At 60.6% G+C, this 23,235-nt stretch carries 21 protein-coding genes; 4 read left to right on the forward strand and 17 right to left on the reverse strand.

Annotation, left to right across the window (positions count from 1 at the left end; translation table 11 throughout):
- Positions 1 to 96: 96 nt before the first annotated feature.
- From O9H32_RS19575 to argH, 5 genes are all read right to left on the reverse strand, one after another.
- Positions 97 to 966, reverse strand: coding sequence for a carbohydrate ABC transporter permease (locus O9H32_RS19575; protein ID WP_269867811.1), 870 nt, complete (start codon positions 964 to 966; stop codon positions 97 to 99).
- Positions 967 to 981: 15 nt separating this feature from the next.
- The gene (locus O9H32_RS19580) at positions 982 to 1,911 is read right to left on the reverse strand and encodes a carbohydrate ABC transporter permease (RefSeq protein WP_269867812.1); all 930 of its coding nucleotides are present in this window, start codon (positions 1,909 to 1,911) and stop codon (positions 982 to 984) included.
- A 33-nt stretch (positions 1,912 to 1,944) separates the two neighbouring features.
- Positions 1,945 to 3,333, reverse strand: coding sequence for an extracellular solute-binding protein (locus tag O9H32_RS19585; RefSeq protein WP_269867813.1), 1,389 nt, complete (start codon positions 3,331 to 3,333; stop codon positions 1,945 to 1,947).
- The gene (locus O9H32_RS19590) at positions 3,305 to 4,282 is read right to left on the reverse strand and encodes an amidohydrolase family protein (protein ID WP_269867814.1); all 978 of its coding nucleotides are present in this window, start codon (positions 4,280 to 4,282) and stop codon (positions 3,305 to 3,307) included. The genes O9H32_RS19585 and O9H32_RS19590 overlap by 29 nt, the downstream gene beginning before the upstream one ends.
- A 120-nt stretch (positions 4,283 to 4,402) precedes the next feature.
- On the reverse strand, positions 4,403 to 5,926 hold the full coding sequence (gene argH / locus O9H32_RS19595; protein ID WP_269867815.1) for an argininosuccinate lyase: 1,524 nt from the start codon (positions 5,924 to 5,926) through the stop codon (positions 4,403 to 4,405).
- Between the two features lie 23 nt (positions 5,927 to 5,949).
- Between argH and O9H32_RS19600 the strand changes: the two genes are divergently transcribed.
- Complete coding sequence (locus O9H32_RS19600; protein WP_269867816.1) at positions 5,950 to 6,144, forward strand: hypothetical protein; 195 nt, start codon at positions 5,950 to 5,952, stop codon at positions 6,142 to 6,144.
- Between the two features lie 327 nt (positions 6,145 to 6,471).
- Here O9H32_RS19600 and O9H32_RS19605 read toward each other — a convergent pair whose 3' ends face one another.
- From O9H32_RS19605 to O9H32_RS19615, 3 genes are all read right to left on the reverse strand, one after another.
- A complete protein-coding gene (locus O9H32_RS19605; RefSeq protein ID WP_269867817.1) occupies positions 6,472 to 7,677 on the reverse strand; it encodes an acyl-CoA dehydrogenase family protein in 1,206 nt (401 codons plus the stop codon).
- Between the two features lie 49 nt (positions 7,678 to 7,726).
- Positions 7,727 to 8,806, reverse strand: coding sequence for a dimethylsulfone monooxygenase SfnG (sfnG, locus tag O9H32_RS19610; protein WP_269867818.1), 1,080 nt, complete (start codon positions 8,804 to 8,806; stop codon positions 7,727 to 7,729).
- A 275-nt stretch (positions 8,807 to 9,081) separates the two neighbouring features.
- The gene (locus tag O9H32_RS19615; protein ID WP_269867819.1) at positions 9,082 to 10,533 is read right to left on the reverse strand and encodes a 4-hydroxyphenylacetate 3-hydroxylase family protein; all 1,452 of its coding nucleotides are present in this window, start codon (positions 10,531 to 10,533) and stop codon (positions 9,082 to 9,084) included.
- A 340-nt stretch (positions 10,534 to 10,873) separates the two neighbouring features.
- Here O9H32_RS19615 and O9H32_RS19620 point away from each other — a divergent pair, with 340 nt between their 5' ends.
- Positions 10,874 to 11,491 carry a TetR/AcrR family transcriptional regulator gene (locus O9H32_RS19620; RefSeq protein ID WP_269867820.1) on the forward strand — a complete coding sequence of 206 codons (618 nt, stop codon included), beginning with the start codon at positions 10,874 to 10,876 and terminating at the stop codon, positions 11,489 to 11,491.
- Positions 11,492 to 11,697: 206 nt separating this feature from the next.
- On the opposite strand, the gene O9H32_RS19625 is transcribed toward O9H32_RS19620, so the two are convergent.
- The 4 genes from O9H32_RS19625 to O9H32_RS19640 are packed head-to-tail and all read right to left on the reverse strand — an operon-like array spanning position 11,698 to position 15,981.
- Entirely contained in the window at positions 11,698 to 12,513 is an 816-nt protein-coding gene (locus O9H32_RS19625) for a carbohydrate ABC transporter permease (RefSeq protein WP_269867821.1), read from the reverse strand.
- A gap of 58 nt (positions 12,514 to 12,571) precedes the next feature.
- Entirely contained in the window at positions 12,572 to 13,444 is an 873-nt protein-coding gene (locus tag O9H32_RS19630) for a carbohydrate ABC transporter permease (protein ID WP_269867822.1), read from the reverse strand.
- A 2-nt stretch (positions 13,445 to 13,446) separates the two neighbouring features.
- Complete coding sequence (locus O9H32_RS19635; protein ID WP_269867823.1) at positions 13,447 to 14,739, reverse strand: ABC transporter substrate-binding protein; 1,293 nt, start codon at positions 14,737 to 14,739, stop codon at positions 13,447 to 13,449.
- Positions 14,740 to 14,766: 27 nt separating this feature from the next.
- Positions 14,767 to 15,981, reverse strand: a complete 1,215-nt coding sequence (locus O9H32_RS19640) for an LLM class flavin-dependent oxidoreductase (RefSeq protein WP_269867824.1) — start codon at positions 15,979 to 15,981, stop codon at positions 14,767 to 14,769.
- A 301-nt stretch (positions 15,982 to 16,282) separates the two neighbouring features.
- Here O9H32_RS19640 and O9H32_RS19645 point away from each other — a divergent pair, with 301 nt between their 5' ends.
- Together O9H32_RS19645 and O9H32_RS19650 are read left to right on the forward strand one after the other, a co-directional pair.
- A complete protein-coding gene (locus tag O9H32_RS19645) occupies positions 16,283 to 17,212 on the forward strand; it encodes an AraC family transcriptional regulator (RefSeq protein ID WP_269867825.1) in 930 nt (309 codons plus the stop codon).
- Positions 17,213 to 17,442: 230 nt separating this feature from the next.
- On the forward strand, positions 17,443 to 17,817 hold the full coding sequence (locus O9H32_RS19650) for a hypothetical protein (RefSeq protein ID WP_269867826.1): 375 nt from the start codon (positions 17,443 to 17,445) through the stop codon (positions 17,815 to 17,817).
- Positions 17,818 to 18,017: 200 nt separating this feature from the next.
- On the opposite strand, the gene O9H32_RS19655 is transcribed toward O9H32_RS19650, so the two are convergent.
- The 5 genes from O9H32_RS19655 to solA form a co-directional block, all read right to left on the reverse strand.
- Entirely contained in the window at positions 18,018 to 18,932 is a 915-nt protein-coding gene (locus tag O9H32_RS19655; RefSeq protein WP_269867827.1) for a sulfurtransferase, read from the reverse strand.
- Positions 18,933 to 18,968: 36 nt separating this feature from the next.
- On the reverse strand, positions 18,969 to 20,258 hold the full coding sequence (locus O9H32_RS19660) for an LLM class flavin-dependent oxidoreductase (protein ID WP_269867828.1): 1,290 nt from the start codon (positions 20,256 to 20,258) through the stop codon (positions 18,969 to 18,971).
- A 29-nt stretch (positions 20,259 to 20,287) separates the two neighbouring features.
- Positions 20,288 to 21,346 (reverse strand): LLM class flavin-dependent oxidoreductase, encoded by a 1,059-nt coding sequence (locus O9H32_RS19665; RefSeq protein ID WP_269867829.1) that lies wholly within the window; start codon positions 21,344 to 21,346, stop codon positions 20,288 to 20,290.
- Positions 21,347 to 21,388: 42 nt separating this feature from the next.
- Positions 21,389 to 21,946 (reverse strand): GNAT family N-acetyltransferase, encoded by a 558-nt coding sequence (locus O9H32_RS19670; protein WP_269867830.1) that lies wholly within the window; start codon positions 21,944 to 21,946, stop codon positions 21,389 to 21,391.
- Positions 21,947 to 22,073: 127 nt separating this feature from the next.
- Positions 22,074 to 23,231, reverse strand: coding sequence for an N-methyl-L-tryptophan oxidase (gene solA / locus O9H32_RS19675; protein ID WP_269867831.1), 1,158 nt, complete (start codon positions 23,229 to 23,231; stop codon positions 22,074 to 22,076).
- Positions 23,232 to 23,235 lie beyond the last annotated feature (4 nt).

Genomic DNA, 23,235 nt, shown 5'->3' on the forward strand with positions numbered 1-23,235 from the left:
TACAGGTTCGAGCCCTGGCGAGCTATGCATTCTTATATAGCGAAAAACCCGTTCCCAGCAGGGAACGGGCTGTCTTCGCTGCGCACCGCCGCCGGTTCACTTCAGGCCGGTAAGCGAGATCCCGCGGATGATCTGTTTCTGAAAAATCAAGAATAAGAGGATCAGCGGCAGCACGGATACGGCGGCCCCCGTCATGATCATCACCCAGCCGCTGCTGTCCTTGAGCTCGCTGGAGAAGAACGCCGTCCCCACGGGAATCGTAAAATTCGCCTCGGTCTGCGTAATGATGAGCGGCCAGATGAAGGCGTTCCAGCTCCCCAGAAAGGTGAGAATGAACAAGGTGGCGAGCGCCGGGCGGACCAGCGGTACGGCGATCTTGAACAGGATGCCCCACTCGCTCATCCCGTCGATCCGGGCGGCATCGAGCAGCTCCGAGGGAACCGACTCCATGAACTGCTTCATGAGGAAGATGCCGAAGGCCGAGATCAAGCCCGGGAACAGCAGCCCGGCGAACGTATCGACCCAGCCCAGCTTGACGGACAGCAGGTACCAGGGAATGATGAGCATCTCGGTCGGCACCATCAGGGTGCAGAGGATCGCGACGAAGATGATCTTCTTGCCGTGGAACGTGAATTTGGCGAGCACATACCCGACGATCGTATCGAAGAAGCAGACGCTGGCAGTCGTCGTCAGCGCGACAATGAAGCTGTTCGAGATCCACTTCGGGAACGGGGTCCGGGCAAACAACTCGGCGTAATTGGCCAAGGTAGCCTGCTCCGGAATCAAGCTGAGGGAGAATACTTCGCCCGGCGGTTTGAGCGAGGTGGCCAGCATCCACAGGAACGGGAACACCATCAGGAGCACGCCGGCCGTCAGCAATACATAGCTCAGCGCGCCGGTAAGGGAGCGTGAAGCGGCGGCTCTCCGGGGGACTGCGGCGGCAGGAGGTGCGGTCAGACTGCGCATACCCTTTTCCCTCCTCTAGTCATCGGCCCTCTTGTTCAGCACCTTGAGCTGCAGCAGAGACAGCGCCAGGATCATCGCGAAGAGCACGACGGTCGCCGCTGCCGCCTCGCCCATCTTGAAGTGCTTGAAGGCCAGATTGTAAATGTGCAGCACCAGCGACACCGTTGAATTCAGCGGGCCGCCCCCCGTCATGTTCAGCACCTCCGAGAACGACTGCAGGAAGCCGATGCTTCCGATGACTACGGAGAAGACCATGACCGGGTTCAGGAGCGGCAGCGTGATATGCAGGAAACGGCGCCATGAGCCCGCCCCGTCGATCGAAGCGGCATCGTAATACAGGCGCGGAATGTTCTCGAGCCCCGTGAGGAAGATCAGCATCTGGAAGCCGACGCCCTGCCAGATCATCGCCGCTATCACGAGGTAGATCGCCTGTGAAGGGGAGCCGAGGAACAGCTGCGGCTCGAGACCGAGATCGAGCAGAATGCCGTTGGCGATGCCATTCTTCATCAGAATCCAGCGGAACACCCAGCCCGCCGCCACGACACTCGTTACATAAGGGATAAAGTAGACCGTGCGGTAAAAGCCTTTGAGCCGGCTTATCCGGTGCAGCAGCAGCGCCACGATAAGCCCCGCGAGCAGCTGCCCCGGTACGCCTACGGCCACGTAGATCAGCGTATTGCGGAGCGACTGCAGAAAAATCTCGTCCTGCAGCAGAGCGGCGTAGTTGCCGAGCCCGATGAAGGGCCTAACCTCCGAGAGCAGGTCCCACTCCCGGAACGAAACATGGAACGAATACAGGATCGGCAGGATCCGCACGCTTGCAAAGAACAGCAGAGGCAGCAGCAGGCAGCTGTAGATGAAGAAGTACCGCTGCCCCTTTACGCTCAGGCCTCTCCTGAGGCGGGCCTGCCTGCCCCCGTCCTGCAGCTTGTCGGCAAGTTCCATGGAGTCACATCCTTTCTTTCCGCCGGTTCCGCCTTATTTCTTGTCCTGCTTCGCCCAGTAATCGTCATACAGCTTCTGCGTTTTCTTCACAAGCTCTTCGTACGCCTTCTCATACGGCACCGAATTCAGCACCACCTGGTCCACCGCCTCGGTAAAATAATCCTTCTCGAGCTTCTCGTCCACGAAGAAGTGCGCATGCGCGTAGTCCAGCTGCCCGATGAACGAACTAAGCTTCTCGTCCTTCGTGTATTTGTCCTGCAGGGCCACTTCCTTCTTGGCCGGCAGCTCGCCGACCTTCTCCACCCACTGCTCCTGCACTTCCCTGCTCGTCAGGAACTTCAGGAACTCGGCCGCCGCTTCCAGCTTTTTGCCCTGCACATTCTTCGTTATCCCGTTCGCCCAGAACGACACCTGCGTCGCCTTCTCCTTGTAGGAAGGCAGCGGGGCGATCGCATAGTTCAGGTTCGGCGCATCCTTCTTGAGTCCGCCCAGCTGGAAGCTTCCGTCGATATTCATGGCGGCATGCCCCGTTTTGAAGGCCGTAATATCATCGGTATAAAAGTCTTTGGTGCCGATCTTATGTACAAGGGACAGGTCGATGAGGTACTTGAACGCCTCGAGTCCCGCTGGCGATTCGGCCCACAGGATGCGGCGCCGGTCATCGCTAATGTCCTTGCCGCCCGCCTGATATACCAGCGCATCCCGGTACCAGTGATGGAGCTGCGCGCCCGGCTGCCACGCGATCCCCTCGATGACGAACTGCCCCTTCGCATCCTTCTCGGTCAGCTTTTTGCCGGTCTCCACGAGCTCCGTCCAGGTAGCCGGCGGTTTCGTTGGGTCAAGCCCCGCCTTCGTGAACAGGTCCTTGTTGTAAAATAAGGCAAGCGTACGCACGGCCGTCGGGATCGCGTAATATTTGCCGTTAAACTTCGCGGTCTCGACGAACGGGAAGAACTCCTTCTTGACCGCCTCCTCCGAGAACGCCGGCTCCGGCAGTGGCTGCAGATACCCCGAGGATACATACTTGGGCAGCCAGCCATAGTACAGATTGATAATATCGGGCCCCTTGCCGGCGGGAACGAGCGTGGCGACCTTTTCGTTGTATTGGTCATACGGAAAATTGGTCTGCTTCACCGTGATATTCGGATGCAGCTTCTGGAAATCCTCGATCAGCTTCGTGATCAGCTCCACCTTGGCCGGGTACTGGTACTGCCAGTATTCGAGGGTGATCTTCTCCTCCCCGGCGGCTGCACCCTCCCCGGGCTTCGTTTGGCCGGACGCTGCGGGTGCGGTACTGTCCGTACCTCCGCAGCCGGACAGCATCAGGGCGAGACTCAGTGCCACAGCGACTTCCGTGCGGCCGGGTTTGCGGGTGGAGCCGGATTCCGCGGATTCAAACGGATGCGCTTTGTGCATGTGCATATGGCGTGCTCCTCTTTTCTGTCGTAGTCGTGGATAGGTTCAACAGCCTTCTGGCATTGTTCCCAAAAATGTTCTCGATCTCCTCTTCGCTCATCCGCAGCTCCCGGCAGGAGCGCACCTGGTCCTGCAGGTACCGGTAGACGAAGCCCCGCGGGAACGCGCTGGAATCCGTACCGAACAGCAGCCTCTCCGGTCCGATGAGCTCATAGCACTTGCGGAACAGAATATCCAGGTTCAGCTCATAGGGCACCCACCGCATCCACTGGTTGGATCCCGACGTGTCGATGTACACATTCGGGCAGCTCCAGCAGAGATGAAGCAGCTCCTGGAAATACCCCGCGCCAAAATGCGGCACGATGATCGGGATATCCGGATACTCCCTCGCTACATTGAAGATCGCCAGCGGGTTGATGTTGAGATGCGAGGCGATGCCTCCCGTATGCCCGAGGAGCCCGAAGTGGATGAGCACCGGAAGCCGTCTCTCCGCCAGGAACTCCCAGACGGGCGTCAAGGACGGATCGTGGAACGGCCGCTCCACCAGGGGGCCGAACAGCTTGTAGCCCCGCAGGCCGAGCCCATCCACCGCCCGCTTGAGCTCTTCCGCTGCCCCCGGCTCCTCGATCCCGTGATGGGCGAAGCCGGTGAACCGTCCGGGATACCGGCCAATCTGCTTCGCCAGGTCGTCGTTGTTCCACGCGGTCAGGAAGTTGATGCCGCCGAGTCCGTAGCGGTCCAGCTCCTCCACCCAGCGGTCGATGATCGGGCGTTGATCTTCTACAGCGTCCTGGGACAGGGGTACCGGCGGGGGGAAATCCCATGTCAGCCGCATTCGCTGTCCGCGGAGCGCGTTCGCTCCCGAGATGATGGGATGCCTGGACATGAAGGGTACCGGGTAGGGAAGATGCGCATGAAGGTCGAACGGCTTATAGTCTGGATTAGCGAATAACACGGGGATCACCTTCTGTCTTGGATTTGGCGAGCTGACCTTGCTGATATAACAAAAAAGGAGATGAACACTCTTTGCAAACGAAAGAGGAATTCATCTCCGGCGGTCCGGTTCATGAGGGGGTCAAGCTTGATTGTGGGGGACGCCCCACTGGGCAATCGTGGATTCAACGTACTGCTGTGCGGTGTGGATGGCCTCGCGCCGCTCCTTCAGCCACGCTTCATCGCTTGTCTGCCGGAAGCGCTGTCCCTGGAGGGCCCTCTGCACTTCCTGAGGGTTCGGGCCCCCGGGCAGCCGGCGGACTTCGACGAACCAGTCAGGGTCGAGCGCCTGGCGCAGGCCCTCCTCATCCAAGGCCAGATCCCTGCCGATAAGTTCCCTTGCGGCCCGGTTCAACGCGTCGAGCGGCAGCTCGGCGGCTGTCCGGCCTTCGCTCACCGCCTCCTTCACCGCCCGGCTCACGATCGTGTGCGCCGTCCGGAAGGAAAGCCCATCCCGGCGCACGAGCGTGTCCGCCAGCTCGGTCACCGTGGCGAAGCTGGCTTCGGCCCGGGCCCGGAGCCCTTCCTTGTTGATCTCGAGTGTTCCGATGACGCAGCCCAGCAGCCGGTAGACCGACTCCAGCGTCCTCAGGCTCTTCCAGGCGTAGGGCTGCAGGTCGTCCTCCGTATCCACGATATCCCCGAAGGGCGTATTGTGGATCATCGTCAGGACGGTCTGCGCGTCCCCCGCGCAGCTCGAGAGGAGCGAGCGCATATGCTCGATGGAGACGGGGTTGCGCTTCTGCGGCATGATCGAGGAGATCTGCACATACGGCGGGGCCACGTGAAGAACGGCGAACTCCTGCGTCGACCACAGGAGCAGCTCCTGCACGAAGCGGCCCAGGTTGATGGCTGCGAGCTGCACCGCCGACGCAATCTCCCCGACATAGTCGGCACCGCTGACCGCGTCGTAGGCGTTGTCGATGAGGCTATCGAAGGCGAGCAGCTCCGCCATCCGTTCCCGGGAGATCGCGAAGCCCGAGGTCGTCAGGGCGGCGGCCCCCATGGAGCTGCGGTTGCAGTTCGCATAGGCGGCCTTCAGCCGGCGGATATCCCGGCCGAGCGAATCGGAGACGGCGGCGATGTAATGTGCCATGGTGGTCGGCTGCGCCTGCTGCGTGTGCGTATAGCCGAGCATCACCGTCTCCGTATGCTCGCCGGCAAAGGCGATCAGCCGCTCATGCAGCAGGAGCGCGGAACCGATCGCCTCCAGCAGCTTCTCCCGCAGGACGAGCCGGTAGATCGCGATGCCCATATCATTGCGGCTGCGCGCCAGATGCAGGTTGCCTGCGGCATCTCCCGCGAGCTCGAGCAGCCCGTGCTCCACCTGGAAGAACAAATCCTCGAATTGTCCCGTATACCCGCTCTGCTGCAGGGCGGACAGGTCCAGACTCTTCAAGGCGGCGGCGATGTTCTCCGCCTCCGGATCCGTGATCAGCCCCTGCTCCCGGAGCATGATCAGATGGGCTTTGTTCACCGCCATCATGGGGATCAGCAGCTCCGCTTTCGCTTGATGAAAAGCCGGACCCAGCACCACCTCGGCGTATGTGCGTCCCGGAAACGCGGCTCCTTCCTCCTTCAGCCAATCCTGATTCCCTATCGGCATGAGAACCCCTCCCCTATGACATCGTGGAAGCAACCATTAATACCAACAAATCCTGTATGATTAATAAGACTACACCCGTTTCCAACTTCCGTCAATACATAAATGTACATCCTCCCCGGTTCTGGGGAGAAAAGGGAAAAGCCGCGGATCGGCGGCTTTTCTTTGCAGACAATGGGATGCATTTGAAGAGAGATGTGATTGAAGTGAAAAGCGGCTGAAGTGAAAACGGTTGTAGATTAAAACGGTGAAGTGGAATGCGGTGAAGTGGAATGCGGCTGTAGATGAAAGCCGCTGAAGAGATATGGCGTCCCCCGCTGCCGGGCAAATTGTGATAGCAGCGGAATGACCGATGGAGCACCGTGCGTAGAAACTCTCCGTCAAGCCTGGATCGGCAGGCTCGAGAAGCTACTGACGGAGGAGCACTGACGGCCCCAGCCGCTTCCGGCGTGCCGCGAACCCGGCCCGCACTTCGGTTGCAGCTGGGGTTCAGGCTCCCGCGGAAGCACGGAGGCGATGGTCAGGCCTCCGCGCCTGCTCCGGGCAGCTCAGTCCCCGCCTTCGTACCACAGCTCGAGCGGCAGACCGACCAGCGCTTTGCCGATCCATTCCCGGGCGATATTGTTGGACGGCCCCATAACGATCCCTGCGCGCGTATCACGGAACAGGCGCTCGAAGATGCCCTTCTTGTAGCCGTAGCCGCCGGTAACATCCAGGGCCGCCTTCGCAGCTTTGGCCGCAACCTCCGCTGCATGGATCTTGAACTCGACGAGCGGCAGCAAGAGCTCCACCTGCGGACGCCCTGCCGCCTGCAGCTCATCGAGCTGCTTCGCGAGCGACACCTGCCAAGGCTTCAGGCTCTCGATCAATACCTTCACTTCGGCCAGCTGCTGGCGGATGATCTGGTAATCCGACAGCCGCTTGTTGAAGTCCCGGTGAATGGTGGCCTTGACGTAGTCCACGGCCGCTTCGAGCGCAGCCTGGGCGGCGCCGAGCCAGGTTGAGCCGAGCCCAATCAGGTAGACCGGCGACACGCCGCTCTCCAGGATCTCCCTGCCCTGCCCTTCGGTGCCGAGCTTATCCCGCGCTTCCACACGCACGCCGTCGTATGTAATCGGCCCGCTGTGGTTGCCCCGGACGCCTAGCGCGTCCCAGACACCCGGCTTGATGCCCGGAAGCCCGCCGTCCACGATGAAGAAGGAGACATCCGTCGGGGTCTGCGCCCCAGGAGTACGAGTCTGGAACACATAGAAATCCGCCTGGCCGGAGGAGGTCGTGAACGATTTCTCGGCATTCAGAATATAATCTTCCCCGTCGCGCGAAGCTTCGCTGAAGTTGAACCACCAGTGTCCGCCCGAGGCCTTCTCACTCGTGGAGTACGTGCCGATGGCCCCGGCACCGACCGGTCTCAGCCACCGCTCCTTCTGGTCTTCATTGCCATAGAGCGCGATGGTCTGCACCGCGCCTACGTGCATGACATAGACCAGCGACGTGGACGGGCAGCCCCGGCCGACCTCTACTGCAGCAATGGCAAAAGCGACATGGTCAAGCCCACGGCCGCCGTAGCGCTCCGGGATCAGGACGCCGTTCCAGCCGGTCTCCGCCAGCGCCTGCAGGTTCTCCCTGGGGAACCGTCCTTCCCGGTCGGTCGTTTCGGCATTCGGCCGGATGACCTCATCGACAATGCGGCGCACTTCGGCACGCAGGCTTTCATAGTCGGGTACGGCGTTTGCTTTTTCCAGTTCTACACTCATCTTCATCGCTCCTTTGGACTGATTGGGGTCTGGCACGGAATGGATATTTTTATGAATTCGCCGGCACCGCTTGGAGTGCTGCTTCCCTCTCGCGGACCAGCGGGATTACCTTCTCGCCGAAGGCCTTGATGTCTTCATCGTAATGGAGGAAGCCGGTGAGAATCAGATCTACGCCGATCTTCTTCAGTTCAATGATCCGGTCCGCGACCTGCTCCGGCGTGCCGATCAGGCCCGTCTTGAAGCCGTCGTTATACTGCACGAGATCCTCGAAATTCGAATTCGCCCACATGCCTTCCCGCTCCGGCGAAGCCTTGCCTGCGAACTGCACTTGGCTGCGGAAGCCTTCCACGGCTTCGGGGTCCGCATAGCTGATGATGTCCCGCAGCACCTGACGCGCTTCTTCTTCCGTGTCGCGGACGATCACGAACGCATTGACGCCGAACTTCAGGCTCCGTCCCTCGGCTGCCGCCAAAGCTTTGACTTCCTCGATCTGCGACCGGAAGCCTTCCGGCGTATTGCCGTTCATGAAGTACCAGTCGGATACCCGCGCCGCCATGGCCCGGGCCGCTGCGGAGTTGCCGCCCTGGAAGACGGGAGGGAGTACCTGCGGCTTCGGCTTGTGGGGGGCTTCGTTGATCCGGTAGAAGTCCCCGCGGAAGGTGGTGGAATCCTCCGTCCACAGCTCCTTCAGGATACGGATGAACTCTTCCGAGCGGCGGTACCGTTCATTGTGATCGAGCCAGGGCTCGCCGAAGCCGTAGAACTCCCCCTTGAACCAGCCGCTGACGATGTTGACGGCCGCCCGGCCGCCGCTGATCTGATCGATCGTCGTGATCGCCTTGGCGATCGTGCCCGGGTGCCAGAGTCCCGGCAGGACCGCTGCGATCAGCTTGAGCTTCGAGGTTACGGCAGCCAGCGCGGAGGTCAGCGAGATCGCTTCAAGCTGGTTCTCGGCGCCGTAGCTGGCAATGAAGCGGGTCTGCAGCAGCGCATACTCGAACCCCGCTTCCTCCGCCAGCTTGGCGTAGGCTGCGTTGTCCTCGAAGGACCAGCCCGTTTTTTGCGGAATCTTGGATATGACAAGACCTCCGCTGACATTCGGCACCCAATAAGCAAACTTCAAAGACATGCTCATCACCTCTATATCGAATATGGGAATAGAACAAGGGGAAACCCTTGGGCTATACGGAGAAAAGGGGCAGGACGGTGCCCGCTCGACCTAAGGATGAACGGCTTCGCTCTTGGATCTATGCAGCACACACCGTTCGCCGAGTCGCATCCAGACCGATAGAACGGTTGTCCTTGGTTTTCCTGCTAAAACAAAAGACACCTGTGCGGGCGATCATTACGATCTGCAGGTGCCTTTAGTGGACTAATCGGCAGTCACTCGATAGGAAATGGGCTTTACAGCGGAACCCGGCCCCTGCTCGTTTCCTTGAGCAGCTTCCATACGGGCTCGGTCAAAGTGCTCTTGTCAAAAGCCAGGTACTGGTTCGCCAGCCCCCGGACCGGGTCGCCGGCATAGAACCGCTCGTAGAGCTGATGCCTTGCCCCGAGCGGGCTGCCGATAAGGTCCCAGGCGAGCTTCAGCAGCTGCACCTTTTTCTCGGCGGATACGGCGGCTCCCTCGTAATACAGGTGCATGAGCCCCGAGATCGGGCCGTAGAAATCCTCCACGCCGGAGGGGGCCTGCACGAAGCCTCCTCCCCCCACCTGCTGCAGAATCTCGACCGCTCTCGGATACAGCTTCGTCCCGATGTTTCGGGCCGTCTCGATGAAGCTGAGATCCGGCACGAGCACACCGGACTCGTCCGGCACCGCCTTCGTCTCCGAGGCGATGACGAGCGCCCGGATCACCTGGATCTGCGTCAATAGCTCGCCGAGCTTCTCCTGAATATGCAGGAAGCCGGTGGTCCCGATCGATTCGGCCATGGCGAAAGCCACACCGGTGATGAATTCGAGCTTGGCCACATACCGCACGATATTCTGGTGGAAGGCCAGCGAGTTCGCCGTCCGGTTCGCTCTCAGGGCCAGGACATCCTCGGGGCTGCCGTACAGGAGCACCCGCTCCCACGGGACCAGCACGTCGTCGAAGAACAGGACCGCATCCATCTCGTCATACTGCGCGCTGAGCGGATGGTTCTGCTCCTGCGCGCTCGCGAACGACTCCCGGCACACGATATGCAGCCCCGGAGCGTTCGCCGGTACGAGCAGCACATGGGCGTGGCTCCGGTCTTGAGAGCGGAAGGGCAGGAAGGACGAGATGACGAAGTCATGCGTGTAGGGCGCTCCCGTCGCGATCATCTTGGCCCCGCGGAGCACAAGGCCTTCCCCGGTTTCCCGCACGACATGCAGGAACCTCTCGGAGATCCGTTCATCGTCCAGTCCGCTGGAGCGGTCAATCTGCGGATCGATGATCGCCGTGGTCAGGAACCAATCCTTGTCGCGTGCCGACTCATAGTAAGCCGTGATCTTGTCCGCAAAGCGGGGATCGAGCGCCGACAGCTGACTGCGTGCCGCATACCAGCCGGTGACGAGCGAGCGGGCATAGTCCGACAGGCGGCTCATCATGCCGTGCGTGCTCTCCGACCAGACCGAGAAGGCCCTGCTTCGCTGCGCGAGCTGCTCCGGCGTGTACGGCACGAGAAAGGAACTGTGGGCATAGCGGCCGCCGGGGGAAACCGGATAGCCTACTTCGTCCTGCCGCACGGGATCGTCCAGCATATTGAAGAGCTTCGTAATGGTAGTGAGCGTGCCCTTGAAGGCCGGATGCTCCGGAAGGTTGCTGATCTTGGTACCTCCAAGCCATACCGTGCGCCCGTCATTCAAGGACTCGAGAAAGCGTTCGCCCCGCAAGTGGATCCTCCTTTCTTCCTCGGAACTCCAGTGCGAAATCTGTATCCCATAGATTCAACCTCTATCACTTAAATTCCGATTGAATTGCTTTGGTATATCCATTATCATAGCGGGTATCCCAGGATTTGCAAGCTGTCTTTTTGCCTCTTCTGACGGTTAAACAACAGTTGACATCCGCTTGTAGGATATTGGCAGCATAAGCCACAGGAGTGAAGAAAGTGTGGGACCGCCTGGGGTGCGGATTCCAGCTTGAGGGAGGAGCAGCGTCTTTCAGGGGCGCATTGACTCTGTAGTTTAAACAACATGTAATCTTATCGTGTCGGAAAAAGGAGGAAACCACATGCCAGCTGTTCGAACGGCCGACAGAAGAATTCAGCGTACCAGACAAATGATATTCGATGCCTTCCTCATCCTGCTGCGGCGCCGGTCCTATGAGGACATCAGTATCGTCGACATCAGCGGACAGGCCAATATTAACCGGTCCACCTTCTATGCGCATTTTGTAGACAAAGAAGATCTGCTGGGGCGGATGCTGGACGAACATCTCGGCACGCTGGAGGAGCTGCTCACGGGAGAGCGCTGCCGGCTGCCGTCGCCGCCGACGTTCCACGAGCCCGACCCGCTCTTCCTCTCCCTCTTCGAGCATCTCGCCGAGCGCGAGGTATTCTATGGCGCCATGCTGGCCAGCGCCACCCCGGCCAATGTCCGAGGGCGGATGCAGGAGCTCCTGCGGGAATGCTTCTACCGGCGGCTCTCCGGCATCGGGATGGACCAGAAAGTTCAGGTGCCCCTCGATCTGCTGCTTGATTACGCCTCCTGCGCTGTTCAGGGCACCATCGCCAAGTGGTTCGCAGATAACCGCGTGTACTCCCCCCACCATATGGCCCTTCAGCTCACCCGTCTCTCCCTGCTCGGGACCTACGAGGCCATGGGTCTCCGGCAGCCCCCTTCCGCTTGAGTGCGGTCTGCCACCGGTTCAGCACGGCACCCAGTTGCCCACAGATCAGCCACCCGGTTCAGCCAGGCCGCTCCCCCCTGCTGCACAACAAAAAAAGCCGCCTGCCCGGGTAAGGGTGCAGCGGCTTTTTTGTATTTTTGTGGGATTCGTTATTGGTACGACGCCCCCCTGCCTTGTTTACCGTACGATACACGCGCAGGCCTTCCTTATCCCTTCAGGGAGCCGGCCGTCATGCCGGCGACGAAGAACCGCTGCAGGAAGATGAACAGCAGCGCCATCGGCAGCGAAGTGACCACGACGCCGGTGAGCAGCATCGGATAGTCGGTGACATACTCTCCTCTGAACTGCAGCATGGCGAGCGGGAGCGTCAGCTTGCTTTTCCCATTCAGAAGCAGCATCGGCAGCAGCAGATCGTTCCATACCATGACGAACAGGAAGGCGGCCGCAGCGGCTAGCGAGGGCGCCGACAAGGGAAGGGCGAAGCGCGTATACAGCGTCCATTCCCCCGCCCCGTCGATGCTGGCGGCCTCCAGAATCTCTTTGCTGAGCAGGCCCATGAAGCCGGTCAGCAGAAAGACGGTCAAGGGCAGCAGCAGAGCCGCCGTCACCAGGATCAATCCGGCATGCCCGTCGGTCCATCCAAGCCGGTGGACCAGCGCGTAGATCGGCAGCATGTTCACCTGAGACGGCACGATGAGGCCGGCCAGGTACAGCAGGAACAGGCCCCTGCCCAGCTTGCCGCCGAGTCGGGCGATCGCATAAGCGATCATGCTGCCGAGCAGCAGCTCCAGGAGCACCGTACCGAGCGTTACGCCCGCACTGTTCGCAAAGTAGCGCCACATCGGCTGGCTTTGGAACATGGTGGTGAAGTTCTCCACCGTGAAGGGCGACGGCCAGGATAACGGCTTCGCGAAGAAGGTCCCCGGCGTCTTGAAGGCCGAGACGAGAACGATGTACAGCGGGATGATAATGACGGCCCCATACAGGAGAAGCAGGGTACGGCGCAGACTGTTGATCAGCATAGGGTTCACACCCTCTTCCATGGGTTAGTACGAGATGCGGGTTAGCGCCAGATTCTAGTCAATATGAAACGCGGTCCGACCGCAGCGCCCTGAACTGAAGAGCTGTCAGCACGGACAGCAGGATAAGGAACAGCATGGAGCCGGCCGCCGCCGAACCGAATTTGTAGCTGCCGAACGCCTGGTGGTAGATGTAGGTCGTCAGGATCTCCGTCGCATAATTGGGTCCGCCGTCCGTCATCGTAAAGATGAGGTCGAAGGCCTTGAACGACTGGATGGTCGTATAAGCGAGCACGATGGTAGCCGACGGAGCGAGCAGCGGCCAGGTTACCTTGCGGAAAATCTGCCACCGGCCCCCTCCGTCGATCCGGGCCGCTTCATACAGCTCCGCCGGGATGGAGTGAAGTCCGGCGATGAAGACGATCATCATCTGGCCGGCATGCGCCCACACCTGCACAGCGGCGATCGAATACAGCGCGATACCCGCATCTCCCGTCCAGCTCAGCGCAAGACTCTCCAGCCCGGCCTTCTGCAGGCTCAGGTTGAGCAGCCCGATCGACGGATCATACATGAAGCTCCAGATCAGGCCCACGGAGACGGAAGACAGCACCGCGGGGAAAAAGTACAAGGCGCGCAGCAGCACATGAATCCGGGAGTTGCGTGCGAGCAGCATGGCCAGCCCAAGGGAGAGCAGCGTCTGGAACAGCACGACCACCAGCATGAACTTTACGTTGTTGAGGAAGGCCTTGCGGAAGACGATGCTCTCCAGCGTGTCCTTATAATTGGCGGCTCCGACCATCCGGTAGGCCGGCGAGACGCCGTCCCAATCCGTGAAGGAGTAGAACACACCCGATAAGGTCGGATAGATGAACAGCACGAGGTACAGGAGCGTACCGGGCAGCAGAAACAACCAAAGAACGGGTGACTTCCGCATCGTTATTTCTTAATCTGCTGGTCCACGATCGCCTGGGCTTCCTTGGCCGCATCCTCCGCAGACTTGCCGCCGAGCACGGCTTGAATCGACCCCGTCACCGCCTTCTGGATCTCCCCGTTCGTGATCGTGAAGCGCGGCTGGAAGATCGTCTTCTTGCCCGACCACTCGCCTGCCGCCAGCAGCTCCTTCGAGGTGTACTGCACATCTTTAACCGTCACATTCTGGCCGGTCTCATTGGCATACGTGCCCGCCGTTTCCTTGCGGCTCAGGAATTCGAGGAACTTCTTGGCCTCCGCCGGATGCTTCGACTTGCTGTTCACCGCGAGCAGGAAGGTGCTCGTATGCACGCCCTCGTATCTCGCCTTGTCGGCCGCTGTGGTGATCGGCGCGAGCAGCTTCTGCTCCAGGTTCGGGTTCTGCTTCTTATTCTGCGCCAGTTGGTAGGAGCCGCTCGCGAGCATCGCCGCCTTCTCTTGGATGAACAGCGCGCCGGCCGCCGCATCCTTCGTGCCGAGCGCATTAGGCTGGAAGTAGCCTTTGTCGTTCAGCTCCTTGAACTGGCTCAGCGTCTTCACCCACCACTCGTCCGTGAGCTTCGCCTTGCCTTCGCCCACCTGAACGAAGGCGTCGTCACTCGGCAGGTTGTTCATGACCATCGTGTTCATGAACTGCCCGGGCCCGATGTCCGCTCCGGCGAAGGCGATCGGAATCACGCCCGCCTCCTTCAGCTTGGCGCACAAGGCCAGGAAGCCGTCCCAGTCCTTCGGAGGGGTCAAGCCGTATTTTTCAAAAAGCTTAACGTTATAGATCGGATCGTTATAAACGAGCTGGTAAGGGACAGCGAGCTGCTTGCCGTCCTTCTTGCCTGGGCCGATCAGCGACTCATTGAAGTTCGAGAGGAAGCTTTCGCCGGACAAATCGCTGAACAGCCCCGCCTTCGCGAGCGCTTCGAACTGGGCTCCCGGCGAGGAAGCGAACACGTCTCCGCTGGTTCCGTCCGTGAGCTTTGCCTGGGCTCCCGACTGGTACTGGTCGGACGGCATCGTCTGCATCTCGACCTTGATGTTCGGGTTCTCCTGCTGGAACTTCTCAATGAGACCGTTCAGCGATTTGACATCCTCGCCCCGCCAGTGCAGGAACGAGAGAGTAACCGGACCCGTGGCGGCCGCCTGCTTCCCGTCACCGGCCGCAGGAGCCGGCTGGCCTGCCGTGCCGCCTGCGCAGCCGGCAAGCAGCGCGGCAGATGATACGGCTGCAGCCATGAGCAGCGGGGTGACTTTCTTTTGGATAGGCATGGGGGGTGACCCTCCTCTAATCGTCGGTTAGTTGGTTAAGCGTGCTGCGGCCTGCAAGGCAGACCACTTCTTATGGAACAGCGGGAGCGCTTCGCGCCCGAAGTTCTCGGCTTCCTCCAGATGCGGATAGCCGGACAGGATGAAGGTGCTAACGCCGAGCTGGGCGTATTCCACCAGCCGGTCGGCTACCTGGTCTGCGGTCCCGACGATCAGGATGGCGCCTCCCGAGCGGACCTGCGAGAGACCCGTCCACAGATTGGGACCGGCCACGAAACGGTCCTGTCTCGATCGCTCTCTCAGCTCATTCTGCCTGCGCTGGTTCGTCGCATCCGTCTGGGCGAACGACTCCTGGGCCTTCTCAAGCAGCTCCGGGGATACCTTGGAGATCGTCTCCCAAGCCGCAGCCCAGGCTTCTTCCTCGGTATCGCGGACAAGCACCTGGGCCCTCAAGCCGTAGCGCAGCGGTCTGCGCTCGCCCCTCTCCTGCTCCAGCCCGTCCCGGATGCTCTCGATCTCGGCAATCTGCTCCCGGATCCATTCGTGCGGCTCTCCCCACATCAAGAAGGTGTCCGCATGCTCCACCGCCACCCGCTTGGCGATCGGCGAGCTGCCGCCGAGGTAGAACGGCGGATGAGGCTGCTGGACCGTCTGCGGCGCTGCGGCCGGCCGCGTCTGCCGATAATACTTGCCGCTGAAGAGCGCCTCCCCCTCAGCAGACGCACTGCCGCCGGTGCGGAACTCCGACACCGCCATGCCTTGGGTACCGGACAAGGCCCGCTTCATGACCTCCATGTATTCGCTGGCCCTCTCGTATCTCTCGTCATGCGCATGAGCCAGCGGGTCGCCGAGCTCCTCCAGATCCTGCACGGAGCTGCCTGTCACGACATTGATCATGGCGCGGCCTTCCGACAGCACATCCAGCGCTGCCGCCATCCGGGCTGCTAGCACAGGCGCGACAAGCCCCGGCCGTACGGCAACCAGCGGCTTCAGCGTCCGCGTGTGGCTCATCACCGCCGACCCGACGACCCAGGCGTCGAGGCAGGCTCCGCCGGTCGGGATCAGGACGAACCCGAAGCCGGCCGCCTCCGCCGTCTGTGCGACCCGAATCATATAATCCAGGGTCGGCTCTCTCTCCGGCGCTACACCCACATAGCGTCCGTCCCCTGCCGTCGGCAGGAACCATCCGAAGCGGATGTCCTCTTGCAGACCGGTTGTATTCTCTCTATCAGCTTTTTCACTCACACTGCTTCCCCCTTCCCGGGCTAACCTATGTCTCCAGCTGCCCGGCAGACGATGTCATCTATGGTAAACCGCTTTACTCTTCCTTGCGCTCTTCTCCGGTTGACCGGCCGCCATATTCCCAACCATACTACTAGGAATAGTTTGCATAATAAATCTTAACAATAGTTTCACTCCGAAGCAATGTCAATTCGTAGCGAGAATTTTTTGTCATTTTGTGGGTATCTATTCCTTAATGCGCTTGATCTTCAGCCGCCTCGCCCCTATGATGAGTTCATATCCTATGGCAAAAAGAGGTCATGCTATGCGAGACAACCTGCGCGAAGACCATCATGAATTCCTGGAGATCTATCATTTCACACCCTCCGACTACGAAAAGTCGGGAGCGGCATGGCCTCTGCGGATCGGTTATAATGAAGCCAAACCGAACTACCATATCGGCCCACGGACCACGCCTTATTATTATCTGCTCGTTGTACTCGAAGGCCGGGGGACCTTCCACCAGAACGGGCAATCCTACGCTCTTCGGCCCGGCGACCTGTTCTGCCTCTTCCCCCAGATCACCCATGAATACTACACGGTACCGGAAGAACCGCTGCGCAAAATATTCTTCGCCTTCGACGGCAAAGGCGCCCCGAGTCTGCTCGCGCGTCTCGGACTGCACGAAGAGCAGCCGCATTCGGCAGGCGCCGCCGACAAAGAGGCCGTCAAGCTCCTCCGGAGCTTCCTCGATCTGTCGGGCCGCAGCGGCAGCCCGTCCGGCCGCCGGTTGACTGATTTGGCACGGCTTCAATACCTGCACGGCATCTTCGATCTGCTGTCGGTCCATACGGCGGACCCGAATGTAAGCGAGAACCGCAGCGGCGTGGCGTGGCTTCAGCGGGGCAAAGAATATCTCGAGCTCCATTATGCGGACGGCATCACGGTCGAACGCGCGGCGGACTATGTCGGCGTGGAGCGGACCCACTTTTCCAAACGGTTCCGCCAAACGTTCGGCCTGCCGCCCGTACAATACCTGCAGGAGCTTAAGATGAAAGAAGCCCAGCATCTGCTCGAGCATACGGGCTATGCGTTATCGGAGATCGCTCATTCGGTCGGATACCCCGACCTGTTCTCTTTCTCGAAGGCGTATAAGAAGTGGACCGGTCTGTCGCCGAAGGCATACCGCGCGGAAAGATTGGCGCGAAGCGGGCAGGGGGCTGCGCATGGAGGAACAGATGCGCCGGAACAATGATAGCGGAAGAAATGAGACCATAGCCTTTTGAAAAATAGCATGGAAGCGATTGTTTACTCTTTTGAGTCTCCAGGAGTGTCGGCGAAGTCACCAGGACTTTTCGGCACTTTATTTTTATATGGCGGCCCCCTTATGCCCCGTGGTAAAATATTCCATAAACCATTCCGCTGAATTTTCATTTATTTTGGTGATTGGAAAGCAGCCAAATCTAACGCAAGGGACTTGGTATTATGGCAAAAAGTTATAGTGACCTGAACCATTCAGAACGCAAGCTGCAAAAAATATCTATCATCTCTTTCGGTTTACAATTTGGCCCCCTATTCGGATATTCACTTAACAAAGACATGTATTATATTTGGCTGGTGCTCACCTTTATTGGCAGCTTATCTATGCTAATCAAGCTAAGGTGGATTAGACCAAAGCTTCGGTACAGAACGATCATGTATGAGATTATTCTGACTGCATTATTAATCGTATGGCTTTTCTCCGAATCCATCAGCGTACCGATCATCATAAAACAACTGCTGTTTTTTATTGTTCTTGCAGCGGCAGGTTACCGTTATTTCAATTTGCTATATGAGGGTCACCTCGCGAAGAATGATTGAATTCAAAATGAGGCCGTTGGGGATGCAGCGCTGACTAAAAAAACGGCGTTGTTCGCATACTCGCAGGACTCAAACGCAACAAAAAAACCACGCCGTCACTGGCGTGGTACTACTGCCGAGTTCCCTCTGAATCTTGCTGGAGCTGCAAAAATACACCGTCAGTTCACTGTACTTATAGCTGGCGGGACTCCCGCCTCCTCCTACAGTTCGACCTCTGTATCCTCCGCATTGCCCCATTCATCCCAGGAACCTTCATACGGCCTCACATCCTCATACCCAAGCAGACGAAGCACAAAATAAGTATGCGCCCCCCGCTGGTTGGACTGGCAGTGCGGCACAATCACCTCATCTTGGCGTACGCCGGCTTCCTCGAACTCCTGCAGCAGCTGCCCGGCAGGCTTGAAACGGACTACGCCGTTGGCGTCAGGAGGCAGCAGGGAATCCTTCCACTCCCGGTGGACGGCTCCGGGGATATGCCCCCCTTTGCGGTTATTCCGCGTGTCCTCGCCGGTGTATTCTTCGCGCGACCGCGTATCGAGAATGACGGCGCCTTCCAGCCCGGCTTGGATGCGCTCCTTGGTCGCGACCTTGCGTTCATCCAGGACCAGCGCCGCAATCGAACCCGCTCCGGCAGTTGGGGCGTCGGTGGACACCGCATTTCCCGCTGCCTTCCACGCGGCAAATCCGCCGTGCAGCACCTTGACCCGGTCCAGCCAGCCGAAGGCTTCCAGCACATAGAACACACGGGCCGCCGTCACGCCGCCGCCATCGTCGTAGACGACAACCGTGCTGCCGTCCCGGACGCCGCTTGCGGAGAGCGCCTCCCCTACGGCTTCAGCGGAAGCGAAGGCGCGTCCAGACGCGTCTTTCAGCTTTTTGACATCAAGCCAAATTGCCCCGGGGATATGCCCCTCCTCGTATCCTTTGCTTCTGGCATCCAAGATCACGATATCCGGCGACGCCGCTTGATCCTCTACCCACTGCGCCTCAACCAGCAGGTGAGCATTCGGATAAGATGAAGCTGGGCTTCCCTGCGCCTCCTTGATCCCATTCTCGTTTGCATACGTCCCATTGTTCAGTGCCGCATCGGTCTGAAGCCCACTCTCTTGGGTCATGGTTCATTCACTCCCTTCTATTGCCATCGTACAACATTAGAGCCGGCCCAGCCCCAGATTCTCCCTCAGCGTCCGGCCGGTATAGCGCTCAGGGAACAGTCCCCGACGCTGCAGCTCGGGCACGACGAGCTCCAGGAAGGCTTCTACGCCGCCGAAGGCAAGCTGCGGCATCACATTGAAGCCGTCCGCTGCCCCGCCGAGGAACCAGGCTTCCATCACGTCCGCCACCTGCCGGGGCGTACCCGTGACACTGAGCTGCCCGCTGCCCGACCAGTATTGGTGCACGAACTCCCGGATCGTCAGCGCTTCGCGGCTTGTGATCTTGCGGACCAGGGCGTGGAACGATTGATAGGCATTCACTTCGTGCGGCTCCGGCAGCGCGGGGAACGGATCGTCCAGCGAGTACGCGGAGAAGTCCATCCCGAGCAGGTTGGACAGCGACATGACGGAGCGCTCCACGGAGATGATCGCGCGGAGCTCCGCCGCTCTCTGCCCGGCTTGCGCCTCGGTGGCTCCCACGGTGACGAGAATCCCGGGCAGCACCTTGATGCTATCCGGGCTGCGGCCGGCCTCGGACGTGCGCTCCTTGATGTCCCGGTAGAACTCCCGGGCTTCCTCGAGCGTCGGCTGCACCGTGAAGATCATCTCGGCGTACCGGGCCGCCAGGTCCCGGCCCTCTTCCGATGCGCCGGCCTGCACGAGCAGCGGCCTGCCCTGCGGACAGCGGATGGCGTTCAGCGCGCCGCGGACGGAGAAATGCGTGCCTTCATGGAAGATGTCGTGCACCTTGGCCGGGTCGGCGTAGACGCCCGCCGCCTTATCCTGCACCAAGGCATCTTCCTCCCAGCTCTCCCACAGCTTCAGGACTACCTCCGTGAACTCCCGGGCCCGTTCGTAGCGGAAGGCGTGAGGAGGCAGGCTGCTCAGCCCGAAGTTATACGCCGTCCGCTCGACCCCGGTCGTGACGATATTCCATCCGGCCCGCCCGCCGCTGATCGCATCCAGCGAGGAGAAGAAGCGGGCCGTAGGATACGGCTCCCCGAACGTCGTAGACGCTGTAGCGATCAGCCCGATATGCTCCGTGACGGAAGCGATGGAGGACAACAGCGTCAGCGGTTCGAAGCTGAGGATCGGCCCGTGGCGCACGGCCTCGACTTCGACGGACAGGCCGTCCGCCAGGAACAGCGAGTCGATCCGCGCCTGCTCGGCCAGCCGGGCCAGCCGATGGTAATGGCGGATATCGTGAATCTCCTCCAGCCGGGTATCCGGATGGCGCCAGGCGCCGCGGTGGGAGCCGGCCGGGCTCAGGAGCAGGTTCAGAATCATTCTTTTGCCGCAAGTCCCCATGAACCCTGTCACCCCCTCTGTACGGCGGGAGTCCGCAGGTCCCATACCGTGCTCGGAATCTCCCGGCGGAGCACCGGAATCACCTCTTCCGAGAACCGGTGCAGCTGCTCCTGCTGCTCCGCCTCGGATAAGCCATCCACACTGATGCTCAGCACGCTGTGTCCGAAGGCGGCATGGTAACCCAGAATCTTCTCGATCACCCGCTCCGGGCTGCCCACCAGGATCGGCCCGTTCGCCATCTGATCTTCGAGGTCCTTGAACGGGGACTGGTTATGCTGCGCGGAGGCCGTCGCCTGCATGGCGTCATAGTAGGGACGGAACCGCCGGCGCGCCTCCTCGCACGTATCCGCCAGATACAGGCTGCCCGCTCCCGCTCCGACCGCATCCTTCGGATCGCGCCCATAATAGGCCCACCGCTCCCGGTAATGGTCGATCAGCGCCTTATACTTGGCCTTGGGATGAAAGGTGTTCGAGGAGAAAATCGGCTCCCCGTACCTCGCCGCGAGCTCGGTGGACAGCGGACTCGAGGCGCTGCCATGCCACACGGGAATCGGCTGCTGCAGCGGCCTCGGCTGGGTGGTGACGCCGCCAAGGGGCGGACGGTAGCGTCCTTCCCAGTGCACGTCTTCCTCATCCCACAAGCGCCGCAGGAGCGCATACCGTTCGGCCATCGATTCCCACTGCTCTTCTTCGGTGATCCCGAAGAGCGGATAATGGCGCGGGTCGTTGCCTTTGCCGATGATCATCTCGAGCCTCCCGCCGCAGAGGTGGTCCAAGGTGGCATAATCCTCGGCCACGCGGACCGGGTCCAGCACGCTGAGCACGGTGACCGTCGTCAACAGCCGGATGCGCTCCGTTCTCGCCGCTATGGCGGTGAGGAGGAGCGGCGGCGACGAGGAGAGGAACGGAGCGCCGTGACGCTCCCCCACCCCATAAGCGTCGAAGCCCAGCCGCTCGGCAAGCTCCGCCTGCCGGATCACGTTCTCCAGCTTCTGTCCGGCAGTGAAGGATTCCCCGGTAACCGCGTTCGGCAGATTCATCACGAGACTGAACAAAGCAAATTTCATGCGGCCCCTGCTCCCTTCGCGGATCGTCTTCTTATGATCTGGTTATGACCTGGCTGCCGGCAGCAGGCTCTGTTCTCCTGTAAGCGGCAGCCTGTATGCTTCGACCAGCGTATGCTCGTCGCTTCCCGGAAAATCAAACTCCGGCGCACGTTCGAAGCCGAGGCTCCGGTACAGACGGACCGCCGCAGGCATCTGCTGCGTCGTATGCAGGCCGAGGAACGCGTCCCCGCCGCTCTTCGCCCGCTCTGCGCATTCCCGGATCAGCGAGGTGGCAATGCCTTGGCCTCGTGCCGAGGGATCGACGGCGAGCAGACGGATCTCGCGGTACGGGATGTCCGCCGCGAGCCTTTCATACAGGCGCTTCACGGGCGGGTACAGCAGCAGGCATCCGAGCAGACGGCCGTCCCGGACGGCGACGAGCCTGTCGACCGGCAGATCATCCCGATACCAAGATGTCCTCATGGAGAGCTTGTAGCCCTCCCAGAACTCATCGCTGTAGTTCATCTTATACTCGCTGTAGGCTTGAGCGGACAAGTGTACCGCTGAATCCCATTCGTCGGGCCCCGCTTCTCTGATGTGCAGTCCGGCTGGAGTTGACATGGATGGTGCGCTCCTCTCTCAATGAAAATGGAAAGGCGGAACCCCGCCCTCGGGCTCCCGCCGTTTTTTCTATCATTTCCGGTCCTTAAGTGCTGGTCCTGAGTGCCGCTCCGGGTGCCAGGCGCTTTCATGCCGGCTCGTTCGCCTGCACGGTCCCCTTACGGAAGCGGGATAACAAGAACGGCTGCAGATCGAAAGCGCAGCCTTCGCCGGTGACCAGTCCGGCCAGAATCTCGCCGACTACGCTGCTGAATTTGAATCCGTGCCCCGAGAAGCCCGAGGCAAAATAGACGTTCGGGGAGGCCGGTGCCCGGTCGATAATAAAATGCTCGTCAGGGCTGAGCTCGTATTTGCAGGTTCCTCCGCGGAGCAGCCTGCCTGCAGCCGAAGGCATATAGGCCGCCAGCGCGCTGCGCAGATCGCTCTCGTCTTCGGGGTAAGCGCCGAAGGGTTCCGGCGTTTGCCCCTCCTCCAGGATGCGCCCGGTATCGTGCCTGCCGATTTTGATGCCCGATCCGCCGAAACTGGGGAATCCGTAATACCCCCCATGCACGCCACCGATCGTAAAACCGGGAAACTGTTCCGCGCCGAAGAGCCGCTCCTCCGCCTGGAACCACCCTACCGTCTTGCGCACAGGCCGTACGGGGAGCGGGAACTTCGGCAGGCTTCCCGCACCGGCACCCGCACTGAGGATCAGCTTCTCCGCATGGAAGTCGCCGACCGGGGTCGAGACGGTCACGCTTTTGGAGAACGTCGTGATGCCGGTCACCCGTGTGTACGGAAGCAGCAGGGCGCCGTGAGCCAGCGCCAGCTCCCGGTACGCATGGACGCATTCCTCGCTGAGGAGAACGCCCGCATCCTTCTCGTACAGACCCACATAATGCTCGGGCGGGGTAATGCCCGGCCATCTCTTCGAGATCTCCTCCGCGCTCAGCCACTCCACGTTCAGATCGAACGCCTTGGAAGCTTCCAGCTTGCCGAGCAGGCTCGGATGGCTGGCCGGCGTCATGTTGAGCACGCCGGTCGGGAGGAACAGCTCCCGGCCGGTCGCCTCTTCCAGCTCCTTCCACAGCTCGTGGGCGCGCAGCGCCATCTGGACGTAGGTCGAGCCGCCGGAATAGGCGTGACGGAGGAGCCGCGTCTGTCCGTGGTGGCTCCCTGCCGTATGCGGAGGGTCGGATGCGTCGATCAGAAGCACCCGGCATCCTCGCTGGGCCAGCTGTGCTCCTGCGCTCATCCCCATGGAGCCGGCTCCGATGATGATGACATCATAGGATGTATGCAATAGA

The sequence above is a fragment of the Paenibacillus caseinilyticus genome (assembly GCF_027533645.1).
Lineage (GTDB): Bacteria > Bacillota > Bacilli > Paenibacillales > NBRC-103111 > Paenibacillus_G > Paenibacillus_G caseinilyticus.